Raw genomic sequence first — 15,977 nt, 5'->3', positions numbered from 1 at the left:
TTTATAATTTTGGCCAATACTTTCGTATTTAGCAGTTTGAGATTTCTTTTTGGTTAAATTTTGAATAAAAAAACAAATGACAATATTTTGTTTAGAAATAAAGCTTGTTTGATTTTTTTAAGTCTGCTTAAAACAGCCTCATTAAAAGGATGTCTTGGCGGGTTTTTTTGTTTTTCTTTTGGATCGTATAGCATTCCCGTACAAAGACACATTTTGTTTTCTTTGCTTTGCAGAATTTGGTAATTAGTACAAGTTTTACAACCTGACCAAAAACTTGGATCTGTCGTTAATTCTGAGAAAGGAACGGGTTTATAACCTAATTCAGAATTGATTTTCATAACTGCCAAACCAGTTGTGATTCCGAATATTTTAGCATCTGGATATCTCTTCAAAGAATAATCAAAAACTTTAGATTTTATCTTTTTTGCCAAACCTAAACTTCTGTAGTCAGGATGAACGATTAATCCAGAATGTGCTACGAATTTTCCGTGCTGCCAGCTTTCGATATAACAAAAACCTGCAAATTTCCCGTCTGCCAGAGCAATCATTGCATCACCATTCGACATTTTTTTCTGAATATACTCAGGAGTTCTTTTAGCAATCCCCGTACCTCTTAACAAGGCAGATGATTCTATCGTATCGCAAATTTCCTGTGCGAATTTGAAGTGTTCTTCCTGGGTAACAACAATAGAGATCTTCATTTCAATAATTGAAGTTAGAGTTAAAAATTAAAGCATATTGTTTAGTTTGAAATCCAGAATTGAATCCAATAAAATTAAGCAAAATAGAAGTAACATATTCAAAATCAAAAAGTTGATTAAGAAAATTTACAAAATAATAAATACTTTTAGGATATGTTTGTCCAATGGACAAATTATGTGATTTCAAAATGAAAAATGGATATGAATAAATATACGGCTATAAAACTCAGTGAATACTATAGAGATAGTATCCGTACTTCGGGAGAAGTAATCGGTGAGTTTGTCCGTGACAAAGAAGTTGTATGTAAACTTATTTTATTCATCGGTGCAAAAGTACATTATTTTTTTATTCACAAAACAAAAAATCAAAATTCTAACATTTTTTTAATGAAAAGTTATTTTTTGAAAGATGCTAAGGTTCTAAGATGCTGAGATTCTAAGATTTTAAATTCGTGCACGCAAACCTGAAACTTGAAACAAAAACAAAACCCGATAGCTATAATAACTATCGGGTTTTTAAATACTTCTATTTTTGAATTATTACTTTTTCGTAAATGGGATTACTTGTCCATTATCTATAAGTATCATATCGAAACCTGTTTTGGCTTCGTTGAATTTAAATTTCAATCCTGCTCTTTTTGACTCAAAAGTATCTTTTTCACCTGCAACAGGAGTTAAAGTAAATTTTGGATAGTTTGGAAGTTCCGCATTTAAAACGCTGTTTTTCTCTGTCAATTCAATTGTTAAGGGTGATTTTACAGTAACATAATTCCCTACATAACCATCTAAAATAATATCCTTTTCAACTTTTCCCTTTCCCGCTGTCCACACATTATTACTATCGTTATAATCTGGGAAAGCGTGATCTGGATCTAGTGTAATACTTTCAATTTCTTCTGTTGAATTATGTTTGAAAGACCACTCGTTGTTACGCTGCCAAATTTCTACCGGAAGCTTAACTCTTGTTACTTTTCCACTTTTTGTTTTTACATCTAAAACAATTGGCATTGGCATTTTATCAAAATTCTCCACATTGATGATTACACCTTTTGCCGGATCATTTTTTACATATTTAATCCAATTGATTCCTTGATCAAATCTCCAGTTATTTACGAACCAGCTTCTCCAGAACCAGCTTAAATCTTCACCTGCAACATTTTCAATAGTTCTAAAGAAATCATCAGGAGTTGGGTGTTTGTAAGCCCAACGCTCTACATAAGTACGTAATGCTTTATCAAAACGCTCTTGTCCTAAAACCTGCTCTCTTAAAATAACTAATCCTGCACTTGGTTTTGCATAACATAAAACACCAATATTAGCTTCCTTCATATTATCAGGAGAACTCATAATGGTTTCTAATTTTGGATCTGTAAAATATTCTGCTTCTTCATGTAAATTAGATGCAGGCTGTTTGTATTCTCCATTATTAAAATCGTAAGAACTTACAGAGTTAATAAAGGTATTGAAACCTTCATCCATCCAGGCAAAATAACGCTCGTTTGAACCTACAATCATTGGGAACCAAATATGTCCGAATTCGTGATCTGTAACTCCCCATAAATCATCTCCTTTAGATTTCCATCCGCAGAAAACAATTCCCGGATATTCCATTCCACCCTCATTTCCTGCTACGTTGGTAGCTGCAGGATAAGGATATTCGAACCATCTTTTAGAATAATTTTCAATTGACGCTTTAGTATATTCTGTAGAACGTCCCCAAGCATCATTTCCTGAACTTTCAACAGGATATGCAGATAATGCTAAAGATTTTTTTCCGCTTGGCAAATTGATTCTTGCTCCATCTAAAATAAAAGCCGGAGATGATGCCCAAGAAAAATCACGTGCATTTTTAATTTTATAATGCCATGTTTTTTGTGCCGAAGCATTGCTGTTTGCAGTCGCAGCAACTTCATCTGCAGAACGAATTATAACGGTTTTATCACTTTGAGAAGCATCTTTATATCTTTTCAATTGTTCTGCAGAAAAAACTTCTGCTCCGTTTACTAATTCTCCGGAACCTACAACGTAGTGGTTTGCAGGAACGGTCAATTTTACATCAAAATCTCCATATTCTAAATAAAACTCAGAAGCGCCTAAATAAGGTGCCGTATTCCAGCCTCTTACGTCATCATACACACACATACGCGGATACCATTGTGCGATTGTGAATATTTTTCCGTTTTTAGTTTCTAAAACTCCCATTCTGTCTGAACCTTCAAATGGTGCAATGAATGAGAATTCGATTTTAATTTTTACAGAAGCTCCTTTTGCAGCTAATTCCTGTGGAAGAAAAATCTGCATTCTGGTATCTGTAACGATATATTTTGCCTCAACTTCTGTTTTGGTTTTCCCGCCAGAAATTACTTTTACAGATTTAATTTTATTTCCTCCGTCAAAAACCTGACCTTGAGCTCCGTTACGGCTTCCGGTTAAAGGCACAACAGCATTTCCTCTGGAATCTTCTTTGAACAAATTTTGATCTAAATTCAGCCAAAGAAATCCAAGTTTATCAGGACTATTATTTGTATATGTAATTTCATCTGTACCTACAATTTCATTTGTAGTTCCATTTAGTTTTGCTGTTATTTGATAATCGGCTCTGTTTTGCCAGTATTCAACGCCTGGCTGTCCGCTTGCAGTTCTTGTAGAAGTACCGTTTTTAGTATAAAAATGTGGTGCAAATGCATCATGATAATTATAATTGTTTGCTGGATTTGCTGTCGTCGCCGGCGGAGTCTGCTGCGCCCAAACTGAAGAAATCCCAACAAGTAAAGCCATGGTTAAAAAGGCTTTTGAAGATTGTTTTTTCATATTTTTTAGCTGTTTATGTAGCAAATTAATGAAAAAAAAAGGTATTTACAGAGAAAACGAAAAGGATAAATTTAATTTTAGCAAAAATTTATTAAAAAAATAATTCTAAGCTTTTTCCTAAAAAATAAAATTTATAAAATATATTTACATCAAGATTTAAGACTAATTCTTTTCAATAAATAACATTTTGAGCACAACTATATCAAATTCAACACTTAAGGCTTCGATTAAAAATGCCGGAGCAGAATTGTTCTCTTTAAAAGACAATCAAAATAAAGAATATATCTGGGAAGGAAATCCTGATTTTTGGGGTAAACACTCTCCTATTCTTTTCCCTATTGTTGGTACATTAAAAAACAACATTTATACTATTGATAAAAAAGAATATCAATTGCCAAGACATGGTTTTGCAAGGGATATGGAATTTCAACTTATTGAAAAAACAGGCAACAGTGCGGTTTTTTCGTTAGAATCAAATGCTGAAACTCTAAAGAAATATCCATTCGAATTTGAACTGCAGCTTATTTATACGTTAGAGAATACGACTTTAAATATCGAATATGTGGTTATCAATAAAAGTGAATCAAAAATGCCTTTCTCAATTGGAGCGCATCCGGCGATTGCACTTCCTGAAAAGTTTGAAAATTATGCTTTTAAGTTTGAAAAAGCTGAACCTTTGAAATATAACCTTCTTGAAAATGATTTGATTTCGAATAAAACCGAAACTTTAAAAACTACAGAAAATGTTGTTCCATTAAACTATAAACTTTTCGAAAATGATGCTTTGGTTTTTAAAACATTAGAATCTAATTCATTAACTATTCTCGAAAATTCAAAACCTTATGTACAGGTTGAATTTGAAGATTTTCCGAGTTTGGGAATCTGGACAAAAGATCAGGCTCCTTTTGTTTGTATTGAGCCTTGGTTTGGATATTCGGACACGGCAGATAATTCAGGAGATTTGTTTAAAAAAGAAGGGATTTTGATTCTAGATGTCGATCAGTCATTTCATTCAAAATTCAGTATTAAAATAGTATAATTTAAGATGTTAGAATTTAACTTTCACCCTTTTCCGGTAATCGAAACAGAGCGTTTACTTTTAAGAAGAATTACGAATGATGACGTAAATGAAGTTTTTGAATTGCGTTCGAATCCTGAAACTATGAAATATATTCCGAGACCATTAGTTAAAAATAATGAAGATGCATTGGAACATATTGCTATGATTGAGGAAAAAATAGAAACCAATGTTGGAATTAATTGGGGAATTACGCTAAAAGATAATCCTAAACTTTTGGGAATTATTGGTTATTACAGAATGCAGCCCGAAAATCATCGTGCAGAAATTGGTTATATGTTATCGCCTGATTTTCATGGAAAAGGAATTATTCCCGAAGCTGTAAATAGATTAATTCAATATGGTTTTGAGGATTTAAAACTGCATTCGATCGAAGCGGTAATTGATCCGGAAAACTATGCATCTGAAAAGGTATTACAAAAATGCGGATTTGTAAAGGAAGCTCATTTAAAAGAAGCGGAACTTTATGAAGGCAAATTTTTGGATAAAGTAATTTATTCTTTGCTTCAGAACTAGGCATTTTACTATTCCGCACAAAAAACATTTCTTGTTAAAATCATCTATTCCTGCAATAGTAAATGTGCTATTGCGTTATATTTGTGGCCGAAAACAGATTACGTCCGCGATCACAAAAAAATACCATGAAAAAATTATTCGCCTTTATTGTTCTTTTTTTATCTATACAATTACAAAGTCAGACTTTTATAAAATTTAACGGAGCTACTGCTTTAGTTGGGATTCCAAACGTTGGTATCGAAACAAGTATTGGCGAAAAAACCACTTTTAGTTTTGATGTAATGGCTTCTTTCTGGAAATCATTTAACGGAAATAATCCGATGGAATTTTACACTTTTACTCCAGAAGTTCGTTATCATTTTAAAGAAAAATACAACGGATTTTATGTTGGTGCTCACGCTGGTCCAGATTTCTATCAATTACAAAAATGGAATTACTGGGATACTAACAAATATGAACACGGATTTGGTTACCGTTTAGGAGTTACTGTAGGTTATAATATTAAACTAAACGATAAATTTTTACTGGATATTTTTGCCGGAGGCGGATGGCATCAGGGTTTTTACCACGGATATTATAATGACGGAACTCCAGGCAGATATGAAAAAGCGCCTAACTGGAATAAAAGCGGAGAATGGCTTCCGTATCGAGGCGGCGTGATGATTTCCTATAAACTGAACTAAAATCAGCTGAATTTAGGAAGCGTTTTTACATATAATTCTTCCACTTTTTTTCGCGCCCAATCGGTTTTTCTTAAAAAAGTAAGACTTGATTTTACACTCGGATTTGAAGTGAAACATTTTACAGGAATTAATTCTCCTAAAATGTCAAAACCATAATAGTCGACTAAGGTTTCTACAATCTTTTGAAGTGTGATTCCGTGCAGCGGATCTTTAGATTTACTTTCCATTTTATATAATTTAAATAATACAAAAGACCGTTCCCAAAAAGAACGGTCTTTTTTGCAAAATTAACGAATTCACCTAATACAATTCGTTAAAAGCTAAAATTAGAATACGAATTTAAATCCAAAAGAAAGCGGTGAAGTTAAATTTGGATTACTTCCTGCTAAAATCGTGTTATAAAACGGATCTACATTTGCAACATGCGCCAACCCAAAATTTGTAACCGTCGTTTTTTCTCCATTTTTAGGCTCAATAGTCGTAGAAGTAAAATTAGCCAAATCGTAAGAGAACTCTACAGAGAAGTTTTTCGTAACAAAATAGTCAAAACCTCCTGATACAGATAATCCTACCTGATTAACTTTCAACTCGCTTTCTTTTTCTTTTCCTGTAATAACCGGCAAAGCTGCTTGTCCAAAGAAGTACAACGAACCCGCTACATTCCAATATTTTCTTGCTAGAGGCTGAATCACAAATAAATCTGTTTTTGCAGCTGTTCCAGCGTTAGAATCTGCTTTTATATTAATAAACCCAATTCCTGCTCCAACGGCAACCGAAGGTGTAACAAATGTACCAACAACCGGAAGTACAGATAAACTTGTATTTTTTAAATCTGCCGTTTTCGTCTGCTGATAACCAAATTGCGAAGTTGCAAACCAAGCTCCTTTTAAACCTTGAGCCGAATCCTGAGCTTTTACAGATAAACCAATTAATGCAATACCAACTAATGTAAAAATCTTTTTCATTTTAAGTTTGTTTTATAATTACAGAACAAACTTATGAGTAAGGTTTTGTGTCGAAGCTGATTAAAATCATAGATTAAAAGAAATCTTTAATTATATTTGACAGTATGAATGTCTTGCATTTTTCTTACTTTTGCCACCATGTTAAAATCAGTCAATATACTTAATAAGAGAGCTCGTTTTGATTACGAGATAATCGACACTTATACTGCCGGAATTGTTTTGGCGGGAACCGAAATCAAATCAATACGTTTAGGGAAAGCGAATATTACAGAAAGCTTTTGCGAATTTAGCGGTATGGAGCTTTTTGCTATCAATACCTACATCGAAGAATATTCGTTTGGAAACCAGTTTAATCATAAATCAAGAAGCGAACGTAAATTGCTTTTAAATAAAAAAGAATTAAAAACACTTCATAAAAGCGTTCAGGCAAAAGGTCTTACAATCGTTCCGCTTAAATTGTTTACCAATGAAAAAGGTCTTGCAAAACTGCAGATTGGTCTTTGTAAAGGAAAGAAAAACTACGACAAACGTGAATCTCTAAAAGAACAAGATACAAAACGTGACTTAGACAGAATTAAAAAAGCATACAACTAATCTTTCATTTATTCTGGCTAAATCTATGTTTATCAAAATTTTATAGTTATTTTTATAGAAACAATATAACTGTAAAATATGAAAAAGTACTTAATTCTACTCATTGCAATTCTGTCACTTTCAGGTTGTGGCAGTAATACAACTATTGTAAATAGCTGGAGAGATCCAAAAATAACCGTTGCCCAGGAACACTTTAAAAAAGTCCTGGTTGTTGCTTTAGTTAAAGATGAAGCTTCGAGGAGAATTACCGAAAATCGAATTGCATCAAGTAACCCGATTTTTAAAACTTCTTATCAATACTTAAACGAAACAACCAAAGATCTCACAAAGGAACAAAAACTAAAAATTCTTCAGGACGAAAATTTTGACGGCGTTGTAACCATGCGTTTGGTAAGCACCGAAAAAGAAACGACTTATGTTCCGGGATCTTATACCGGAATGTATTACGGCGGTTTTGACGGTTTATATTCTGGAGTTTATGGTTATGGTTTCGGAAACTGGTACGGAATGTATTCTCCTGCTTACTATGATCCCGGATATTATCAGGAAACAACTTATTATATGGTTGAAACCAATATTTTTTCTTTAAAAGAAAATAAATTAATCTGGACGGGAACTACAAAATCAGATTATGTTACAGACTTAGGTCAAACTGTAGATGCTATTATGCAAGCTGTGGTTAAAGAAATGAGAAAAGACGGTTCTTTACCTCCAAAATAAATTCAAAAGAAAGCAATATTATATTATTGCTTTTTTCATGGCATAAAAAATGACTAAATTTGTCAAGACTTAAATTTTCATCAAAAAATGAAATCACTTTTAAAAAATGCAAGAGAACAAAAGGGTTTAAAAACGCGTGAACTAGCGCAGCTCGCCGGAATTGATCAGGCATTAATAAGCAAATTTGAATCTGGAACGCGAAAACCAACCAAAGATCAAATTATAAAACTCGCCCAGCTTTTAGAAATCGATTACGAAACTTTAATGATTGCCTGGCTTAAAGAAAAAATTCTTTATGAAATTGGTGATGAGGAATTTGCTTTGAAAGCTTTAAAAATGGCAGAAGATGAAATCAAGTACAACAAAACTATATCAAATCTTAAGCTATCAACTTCTTTAGAAAAAATCTTAAAAGAAATTGATCTTCTAAAAGAAAAATTAGACTCTTACAAGCAATTTGATAGTTTTAAGATCAGGGAAGCTTTAGAACTTGAATATACCTTTGAAAGCAATAGAATTGAAGGAAATACAATGACACTTCGTGAAACTGATATGGTTATTAATGAAGGTTTGACCATTTCCGGAAAAAGCATGAAAGAACATCTTGAGGCAATAAATCATCAGGAAGCCATTGGTTTTATTAAAGACTTAATGAGTAAAAATAATTCATTAAACGAACGTGACCTCTTATCTATTCATAATTTAATTCTTAGAGGAATAATTCCGGAAGATGCTGGACGTTATCGAAAAGTTCAGGTTATGATACAAGGCAGCAGCCACATGCCGCCGCAGCCTTTATTAGTTCAGCAAGAAATGGAGGAATATTTTATTTGGTATGAAATCAATAAAAACAAACTTCATCCGGTTATTTTAGCTGCTGAAATGCATGAAAGATTAGCAACAATTCATCCTTTTATTGATGGAAACGGAAGAACTTCAAGATTAATCATGAATTTAATTTTGATGCAAAAAGGATATTTAATAGCCAATATTAAAGGTGATTATGAAAACAGAATCCGTTATTATCAATCTCTGGAAACTGCTCAGACCAAAAAGGATAAAGAAGATTTTTTGCTTTTTATAGCTCAAACACAAAAAGAAAGTTTAGAAAGATATATCGCAATTCTTACTCAATAAAAAAAAGGGTGTTTAAAAAGTCTAAACAACTCCTTTACTATAATTATTTAGTTTAAAAAACTGAGCTTTTCATTTTTTATCAGACATCATTCCGTAGGAATGTTTCATCGGTAGAAAAAATAGCAACCACTCAAATTTACACGTTCCGTAGGAACGTTTGATATACCTAATTATTTAAAATAATCAAAATCAAACGTTCCTACGGAACGTACAAACATCAACAACAACATAATTTTCTACCAATGAATTGTTCCTACGGAACATATATGTTGTTGAATACTAAAAAAGGCTGTCTCGATTTCTGACACAGCCCTTAATTTTTTTAATTTTTATCTTCTAATAAAGGAACAAATCTAAATTCTCCAAACTCGTGTTTTTCAAATTGAGTTTCGTTCTTTCTAATTAACAAAGTCATAATCTGAACGTCTTCTCCAAGCGGAATAACCAGCCTTCCTCCTATTTTTAACTGTGCCATTAATGGCTGTGGAATAAATGGTGCGCCTGCAGTTACAATAATACTGTCAAACGGAGCATAATGCGGCAAACCTTTATAACCATCTCCAAAAGAAACATGTTTAGGACGAATGTTTAGTTTCGGAAATAAAATTGAAGTCTGCTTAAACAATTCATTTTGTCTTTCGATAGTATATACTTTTGCGCCCAAAGCAAATAAAACTGCTGTTTGGTAACCTGAACCCGTTCCTATTTCCAGAATCTTGTGATCTTTTTTTACTTCTAACAACTGCGATTGAAACGCCACAGTGTACGGCTGCGAAATAGTCTGCCCCGCGCCAATAGGAAAAGCCTTATCCTGATAGGCAAAATCTTCAAAACTTGAATTCAAAAAAAGGTGTCTTGGGATTTTTTTTATCGCATCCAGAACCGCTCTGTCAGTAATTCCTTTTTGTTCTAAAGTGCTTACTAATTGATTACGAAGTCCTTGATGTTTGGCAGTGTCTTTCAAAATGGGTAGGTTTTATTTTCGCAAAAATAAGAAAACAAATCATCAATTATCAAGTACTTTTTAATCATTTAATTTCTATTTTTGATTTATTCTCTAACCTGAATGAATTCTAATATTTTATGAAAAAAATTATACTCGGTTTATCTTTACTTTTTTCGCTCTTAGGCATTTTAAGATCCTTTTTTTTCGTTTTTTATGATTTTGAAGAGGTAACAGAATTTCTAAATTTTATAGTATTCAGGATTCAGCCATATGGTTTCGCAGGAATGGATATCTATGTTCCAAGACACTTAATTAATGGAAATGCAGAAGGCGGTTCAATTTCAATGGGACTTATAAATTTGTCTTTTTTTCTAACTTTTCTTTCGGGTACTATTATTTATTATTTTTCCAAATATAAGGAAACAAAGCTGTTAGTTTTTAATTACAGCTTAATGTTTTTAGATTCTATAATAAAAGTATTTTATTTTATTGCTCTTTTTAATATTAGCAAACTCCGCGTTTATGATGTTCTCTATATTATAGTTACTTTATTATACATTTTTATACCCTATTATTTCATAACCAAGGAATTAAATCCTAAGATTATTGATAATGACAATCAAATAACAGAAAACAATCTTGACAACTCTTCAAATTCTAAGCGTTTTATAAATTTACTTATTGATTCTTTCGTTATAATTGTTATTGTTTTTGGATTTATCAGTTATGCGGAAAGAAATCAAGAATCAGCTTCTGTTTTCACTTATTTTAGAATAGTATTTGGAGATAAATTTGCTGCTATAGCATTCTTTTGCACCATTAAATTTATTTATTACTTAGTATTTGAATCTATATTTAAAACTACGCCTGCTAAAGCCATAACAGCATGCAATGTGATAGATGAAGAAGGGAATTCTCCTGATTTTTTAATGATTTTAAAACGAACATTATTAAGATTTGTTCCGTTTGAAAGTTTCTCTTTTTTAATGGGGAAAAATCTGCATGACGACTATTCAGATACATATGTTGTCAATAAAAAAATAGATCGTAAAATTGAAGATCGATATACACTATTTTTAGCAGTTGCATTTGGTATACTCATCGTTACTTATTTTTTTATGTCTAGCAGATATCCATACTAGTTCATAAAAACAAACAAGTAAGATTGATTTTTAATTTATAGAATCACTAAATCTTTATTACATTCATTTTCACGTTCGACAAATAAATTATATTTTTGTTTAAAATACATTCTCATGTTAAAAGTAGGAGTTTTAGGTGCTGGTCATCTTGGTAAAATACATTTACGCTTATTACAACAATCTGACAAATACGAATTAGTTGGATTTTACGACGAAAATCAAGAAAATGCCGAAAGAATCTCAAAAGAATTTGGCTATAAAAATTTCAGTACAATTGCAAAACTTATACATGCTGTCGATGTAATCGACATTGTAACTCCAACACTTTCTCACTACAAATGTGCAAAAGTGGCAATTAAATCAGGAAAACATATCTTTATTGAAAAGCCAATTGCCAATACCGTTGAAGAAGCCGAAGAAATTATGGCTTTAGCAAAAGAATACAACGTAAAAGGACAAGTTGGTCATGTTGAGCGTTTTAACCCAGCTTTTATCGCTACAAAAAACATGATCGAAAACCCAATGTTTATTGAAACACATCGTTTAGCCGAATTTAATCCGCGTGGTACAGACGTTCCTGTAGTTCTGGATTTAATGATTCATGATATTGATGCTATTTTAAGTGTTGTAAAATCAAAAGTGAAAAATATTAATGCAAGCGGCGTTTCGGTTATCAGCGAAACTCCTGATATTGCCAATGCCCGAATCGAATTTGAAAATGGCTGCGTTGCCAATTTAACTGCCAGTAGAATTTCTTTAAAGAATATGCGTAAATCACGTTTCTTTCAAAAAGACGCTTACATTTCAGTTGACTTTTTAGAGAAAAAATGTGAAGTCGTTCGTATGAAAGATGCACCGGAAGTTCCTGGAGATTTTGATATGATCCTGCAAAATGCCGAAGGTGTTAAAAAACAAATCTATTTTACAAATCCAGATGTAGAGCAAAACAACGCAATTCTTGACGAATTAGAATCTTTTGCAAATGCTATAAACACAGATACAACTCCGGTTGTAACGCTTGAACAGGCAACAGATGCATTGCGTGTTGCTTATCAAATTATTGATTGTTTCGATAAATAATATAAAAATATAACTCATTATTTTTAAGGTTTAAAGCTGGCAGAAAAGCCACTTTAAACCTTAACTTTTAAAATTTAAATACCAAAAACAAAATGAAAACTATAGCTGTAATTGGTGCAGGAACAATGGGTAACGGAATTGCTCATACATTTGCACAAAGCGGATTTACTGTAAAATTAATCGACGTTTCTGAAAAATCATTAGATAAAGGAATGGCAACTATTGCGGCTAATTTAGACCGTATGCTTGCAAAAGGAACAATTACGCAGGAAGATGTTGCTAAAACAATCACTAATATTATTACTTATACCGATATTAAAGACGGCGTTGTTGGTGCTGATTTAGTTGTAGAAGCTGCAACTGAAAACGTAGAATTAAAACTAAATATTTTCAAGCAGTTAAACGAAGCTTGTTCTCACAATACCATTTTAGCAACCAATACTTCTTCAATTTCAATTACACAAATTGGTTCTGTTGTTGCACATCCTGAACGTGTTATCGGAATGCACTTTATGAATCCGGTGCCAATTATGAAATTAGTTGAAATCATTCGTGGTTACAACACAAGCGATGAAGTAACTAAAATCATCATGGATTTATCTGAGAAATTAGGTAAAGTTCCTGTTGAAGTAAACGATTATCCTGGTTTCGTAGCAAACAGAATTTTAATGCCAATGCTAAACGAAGCAATCGAAACGTTATATAATAAAGTTGCCGGAGTTTACGAAATTGATACCGTAATGAAATTAGGAATGGGACATCCAATGGGACCATTACAATTAGCAGATTTTATTGGTCTTGATGTTTGTCTTGCAATTTTAAATGTAATGTACGACGGATTCAAAAATCCTAAATATGCTCCTTGCCCACTTTTAGTAAATATGGTAAGAGCCGGAAAATTGGGTGTGAAATCTGGCGAAGGTTTTTACGATTACAGCGAAAGTAAAAAAGCAGAGAAAATCTCGAAGCAGTTTGTATAGACTTAAAATAGCTGTATGAAAAGAGTATTTTCTTTAGTCATTTTGATTGTTTTTAGCTTAATTGCTCTTTATTGGTACAAACCAATGATTATTAAATATTTCTTTGGAACAACCCGAATCTTAAAACAAGAGAATAACTATCAATTAGATATTAACAACAAGAAATACGAAAATTGTGTCTTTAAAAGTACTCAAAGTTTTGACAAAGAAAGAAAACACAATTTTTTAATTCTATATTTAAGGGACTTAAACCTAAAAGCAAATTTTGAAGTAATAGTTGTTAATCTTGATGATAAAATAGTAGGTTATTTTTGTGGTTCTGTTAACTGCTATGATAAGATTTTTGGAAATCTGTATCAAAGTGATATGGGGTCTTTTTACACATATTTAGAAAATGAGGCAAAAGGACCTGGATTTGATTCTAAATTAAAAATGGAAGATAAAAAGATAGATTTTTACATTTCGTCAGAAAGAAATGAAAGATTACATATTCAGCTTTCAAAAAAATAAATTAAAATGTCAATAACATCGAATTTAAATACAATTAAAGAAACTTTACCTGAACATGTAACTCTGGTTGCCGTTTCAAAAACAAAACCTGTTTCAGACTTAATGCAAGCCTACGAAGCCGGTCAGCATATTTTTGGAGAAAATAAAATTCAGGAAATGACTGAGAAATGGGAACAAATGCCAAAAGATATTCAATGGCATATGATTGGTCATGTTCAGTCGAATAAAGTCAAATTTATGGCACCATTTGTGAGTTTGATTCACGGTGTTGACAGTTTGAAATTATTACAGGAAATAAACAAACAAGCTTTAAAAAATAACAGAACAATAGATTGTCTTCTTCAAATATATATTGCCGAAGAAGAATCTAAATTTGGTTTAGACGAAAACGAATTAAATGAACTTTTAACTTCTGTGGAGTTTAAAGAGTTAAAAAATATTCGTATCTTAGGTTTAATGGGAATGGCAACCTTTACAGAAGATAAAAATCAAATAAAAAAAGAATTCACCCATTTAAAATCGATTTTTGATTCTATTCAAACACTGCAAACTGAAAACTGCAAACTGAATACTATCTCTATGGGAATGTCCGGAGATTATCAACTTGCAATAGAATGCGGCAGCACAATGGTTCGCATTGGAAGCAGCATTTTTGGAGGTCGTTAACTCTCAAAAATCACCTATCGTAAGACGCACTGCGGTGCGCCTCTACAAAAAAACTGAATACTAAAAACTGAGACTGAACACTTAATTTGTACGCAATACTAGACATAGAAACCACTGGAGGACAGTTTAATGAAGAAGGAATTACTGAAATTGCCATCTATAAATTTGATGGACATGAAGTAATTGACCAGTTCATAAGCCTTGTAAATCCTGAAATCCCGATTCAGCCTTTCGTAGTAAAACTGACCGGAATCAACAATGCTATGTTACGTTCTGCTCCAAAGTTTTACGAAGTTGCTAAACGCATTATCGAAATAACTACCGACTGCGTTATTGTCGCACACAACGCATCTTTTGACTACCGAATTTTACGAACAGAATTCAGACGTTTAGGCTACGATTTTGAAGCCAGAACGCTTTGCACAGTTGAATTAGCCAAAAAATTAATTCCAGAACAGCCATCGTACAGTTTAGGAAAACTAGTGCGTGCCCTCGGAATTCCAATGGCCGACAGACATCGCGCCAGCGGAGACGCCATGGCAACCACAAAGCTTTTCAAAATGCTGCTTGAAAAAGATGTCGAAAAAACAATTGTAAAAGACTTTATAAAACTTGAAATCGAAAAAGGAATTGCGCCAAAATTCCTGGATCTTTTAAGCCAAATGCCAGCTAAAACCGGCGTGTATTATATTTATAATGAAAGTGGAACCCTAATATACATTGGCAAAAGCCAAAATATTAAAAAGAGAATTAATCAGCATTTTACCGGAATCACAACAAAAAGTAAAAAAATACAAACCGAAGTTTTTACCATAACCTATGATGAAACCGGAAGTGAATTAATTGCTCTTTTAAAAGAAAGCCAGGAAGTAAAAATTAACCGTCCAAGATACAACCGCTCGCAAAAAAAATCATTTTTCCCATTTGCCTTATATGCAGAAAAAGATTCAAATGGTTATATAAACTTAAAACTTGAAAAAGCTGACGGACGTAAAAAAGAAATTACATCTTATGCTTCTTTACAGGAAGGTAAAAACGCACTTTTTAAATTCACTGCAAAATACCATTTGTGTCAAAAGTTAACCGGATTATACCAAAGTAAAAAAGAGTGTTTTCAATATAAAATAAAAGAATGCGACGGAGCATGTATTGGCGAAGTCACTCCGGAAATTTATAATTTGAGAGTACAGCAGTTTATCTCTGAAAACAGTTTCGAAAACAAAAGCATGATTTTAATTGACAGAGGCCGAAATGTAAACGAAAGAAGCGCTATTTTAATCGAAAACGGAACCTATCAGGGTTATGCTTATTATGATCTTAACTATCAGATTAACAATATTGAAATCCTAAAAAATATCCTAATTCCAATGCCTCATAATCGCGATGTAAAAAACATAATCCAAAATTACATCCGTAAGAGCAAATCCCTTAAAATACTCCATTTTTAA

The 15,977-nt window shown here is 32.4% G+C and carries 18 protein-coding genes; 13 read left to right on the top strand and 5 right to left on the bottom strand.

The genetic code is table 11. The annotated features are described in order from the left end of the window. Positions 1-53: 53 nt before the first annotated feature. Positions 54-701 carry a GNAT family N-acetyltransferase gene (locus APR43_RS11900; RefSeq protein WP_053472170.1) on the bottom strand — a complete coding sequence of 216 codons (648 nt, stop codon included), beginning with the start codon at positions 699-701 and terminating at the stop codon, positions 54-56. 201 nt (positions 702-902) lie between these two features. Here APR43_RS11900 and APR43_RS11895 point away from each other — a divergent pair, with 201 nt between their 5' ends. Then, entirely contained in the window at positions 903-1,133 is a 231-nt protein-coding gene (locus tag APR43_RS11895; protein WP_123924575.1) for a hypothetical protein, read from the top strand. 108 nt (positions 1,134-1,241) lie between these two features. On the opposite strand, the gene APR43_RS11890 is transcribed toward APR43_RS11895, so the two are convergent. Next, positions 1,242-3,512 carry a M1 family metallopeptidase gene (locus tag APR43_RS11890; RefSeq protein WP_053472168.1) on the bottom strand — a complete coding sequence of 757 codons (2,271 nt, stop codon included), beginning with the start codon at positions 3,510-3,512 and terminating at the stop codon, positions 1,242-1,244. A gap of 187 nt (positions 3,513-3,699) precedes the next feature. Here APR43_RS11890 and APR43_RS11885 point away from each other — a divergent pair, with 187 nt between their 5' ends. The 3 genes from APR43_RS11885 (at position 3,700) to APR43_RS11875 (ending at position 5,789) form a co-directional block, all read left to right on the top strand. Then, entirely contained in the window at positions 3,700-4,551 is an 852-nt protein-coding gene (locus tag APR43_RS11885) for an aldose 1-epimerase family protein (RefSeq protein ID WP_053472167.1), read from the top strand. Positions 4,552-4,557: 6 nt separating this feature from the next. Beyond that, positions 4,558-5,106, top strand: a complete 549-nt coding sequence (locus APR43_RS11880; RefSeq protein ID WP_053472166.1) for a GNAT family N-acetyltransferase — start codon at positions 4,558-4,560, stop codon at positions 5,104-5,106. A 125-nt stretch (positions 5,107-5,231) separates the two neighbouring features. Continuing rightward, positions 5,232-5,789 (top strand): DUF3575 domain-containing protein, encoded by a 558-nt coding sequence (locus tag APR43_RS11875; RefSeq protein WP_053472257.1) that lies wholly within the window; start codon positions 5,232-5,234, stop codon positions 5,787-5,789. 2 nt (positions 5,790-5,791) lie between these two features. Here the strand turns inward: APR43_RS11875 and APR43_RS11870 are convergent, their stop codons facing one another. After that, entirely contained in the window at positions 5,792-6,016 is a 225-nt protein-coding gene (locus APR43_RS11870) for a VF530 family DNA-binding protein (protein ID WP_053472165.1), read from the bottom strand. Between the two features lie 99 nt (positions 6,017-6,115). Next, complete coding sequence (locus APR43_RS11865; protein ID WP_053472164.1) at positions 6,116-6,754, bottom strand: outer membrane beta-barrel protein; 639 nt, start codon at positions 6,752-6,754, stop codon at positions 6,116-6,118. Positions 6,755-6,892: 138 nt separating this feature from the next. Between APR43_RS11865 and smpB the strand changes: the two genes are divergently transcribed. The 3 genes from smpB to APR43_RS11850 all read left to right on the top strand — a co-directional run bounded on the left by smpB (position 6,893) and on the right by APR43_RS11850 (position 9,205). Continuing rightward, positions 6,893-7,348 (top strand): SsrA-binding protein SmpB, encoded by a 456-nt coding sequence (gene smpB, locus APR43_RS11860; RefSeq protein WP_053472163.1) that lies wholly within the window; start codon positions 6,893-6,895, stop codon positions 7,346-7,348. Positions 7,349-7,426: 78 nt separating this feature from the next. After that, complete coding sequence (locus APR43_RS11855) at positions 7,427-8,068, top strand: hypothetical protein (RefSeq protein WP_053472162.1); 642 nt, start codon at positions 7,427-7,429, stop codon at positions 8,066-8,068. Between the two features lie 87 nt (positions 8,069-8,155). Further along, complete coding sequence (locus APR43_RS11850; protein WP_053472161.1) at positions 8,156-9,205, top strand: Fic family protein; 1,050 nt, start codon at positions 8,156-8,158, stop codon at positions 9,203-9,205. A 322-nt stretch (positions 9,206-9,527) separates the two neighbouring features. Here the strand turns inward: APR43_RS11850 and APR43_RS11845 are convergent, their stop codons facing one another. Continuing rightward, a complete protein-coding gene (locus APR43_RS11845) occupies positions 9,528-10,169 on the bottom strand; it encodes a protein-L-isoaspartate(D-aspartate) O-methyltransferase (protein ID WP_053472160.1) in 642 nt (213 codons plus the stop codon). 119 nt (positions 10,170-10,288) lie between these two features. On the opposite strand from APR43_RS11845, the gene APR43_RS11840 reads away from it, so the two are divergent. The 6 genes from APR43_RS11840 to APR43_RS11815 all read left to right on the top strand — a co-directional run bounded on the left by APR43_RS11840 (position 10,289) and on the right by APR43_RS11815 (position 15,977). After that, the gene (locus tag APR43_RS11840) at positions 10,289-11,293 is read left to right on the top strand and encodes an RDD family protein (protein WP_053472159.1); all 1,005 of its coding nucleotides are present in this window, start codon (positions 10,289-10,291) and stop codon (positions 11,291-11,293) included. Between the two features lie 114 nt (positions 11,294-11,407). Beyond that, a complete protein-coding gene (locus tag APR43_RS11835) occupies positions 11,408-12,373 on the top strand; it encodes a Gfo/Idh/MocA family protein (RefSeq protein ID WP_053472158.1) in 966 nt (321 codons plus the stop codon). Positions 12,374-12,465: 92 nt separating this feature from the next. Beyond that, positions 12,466-13,353, top strand: a complete 888-nt coding sequence (locus APR43_RS11830; protein WP_053472157.1) for a 3-hydroxyacyl-CoA dehydrogenase family protein — start codon at positions 12,466-12,468, stop codon at positions 13,351-13,353. Between the two features lie 15 nt (positions 13,354-13,368). Next, positions 13,369-13,863, top strand: coding sequence for a hypothetical protein (locus APR43_RS11825; protein ID WP_053472156.1), 495 nt, complete (start codon positions 13,369-13,371; stop codon positions 13,861-13,863). A 6-nt stretch (positions 13,864-13,869) separates the two neighbouring features. Further along, positions 13,870-14,529 (top strand): YggS family pyridoxal phosphate-dependent enzyme, encoded by a 660-nt coding sequence (locus APR43_RS11820; protein ID WP_053472155.1) that lies wholly within the window; start codon positions 13,870-13,872, stop codon positions 14,527-14,529. Between the two features lie 86 nt (positions 14,530-14,615). Further along, entirely contained in the window at positions 14,616-15,977 is a 1,362-nt protein-coding gene (locus APR43_RS11815) for an exonuclease domain-containing protein (protein ID WP_053472154.1), read from the top strand.

The organism is Flavobacterium sp. NLM (assembly GCF_002210235.1).
Lineage (GTDB): Bacteria > Bacteroidota > Bacteroidia > Flavobacteriales > Flavobacteriaceae > Flavobacterium > Flavobacterium panici.
The sequence above is the reverse complement of the archived record's forward strand: the minus strand, read 5'-3'. Positions and strand labels throughout refer to the sequence as shown.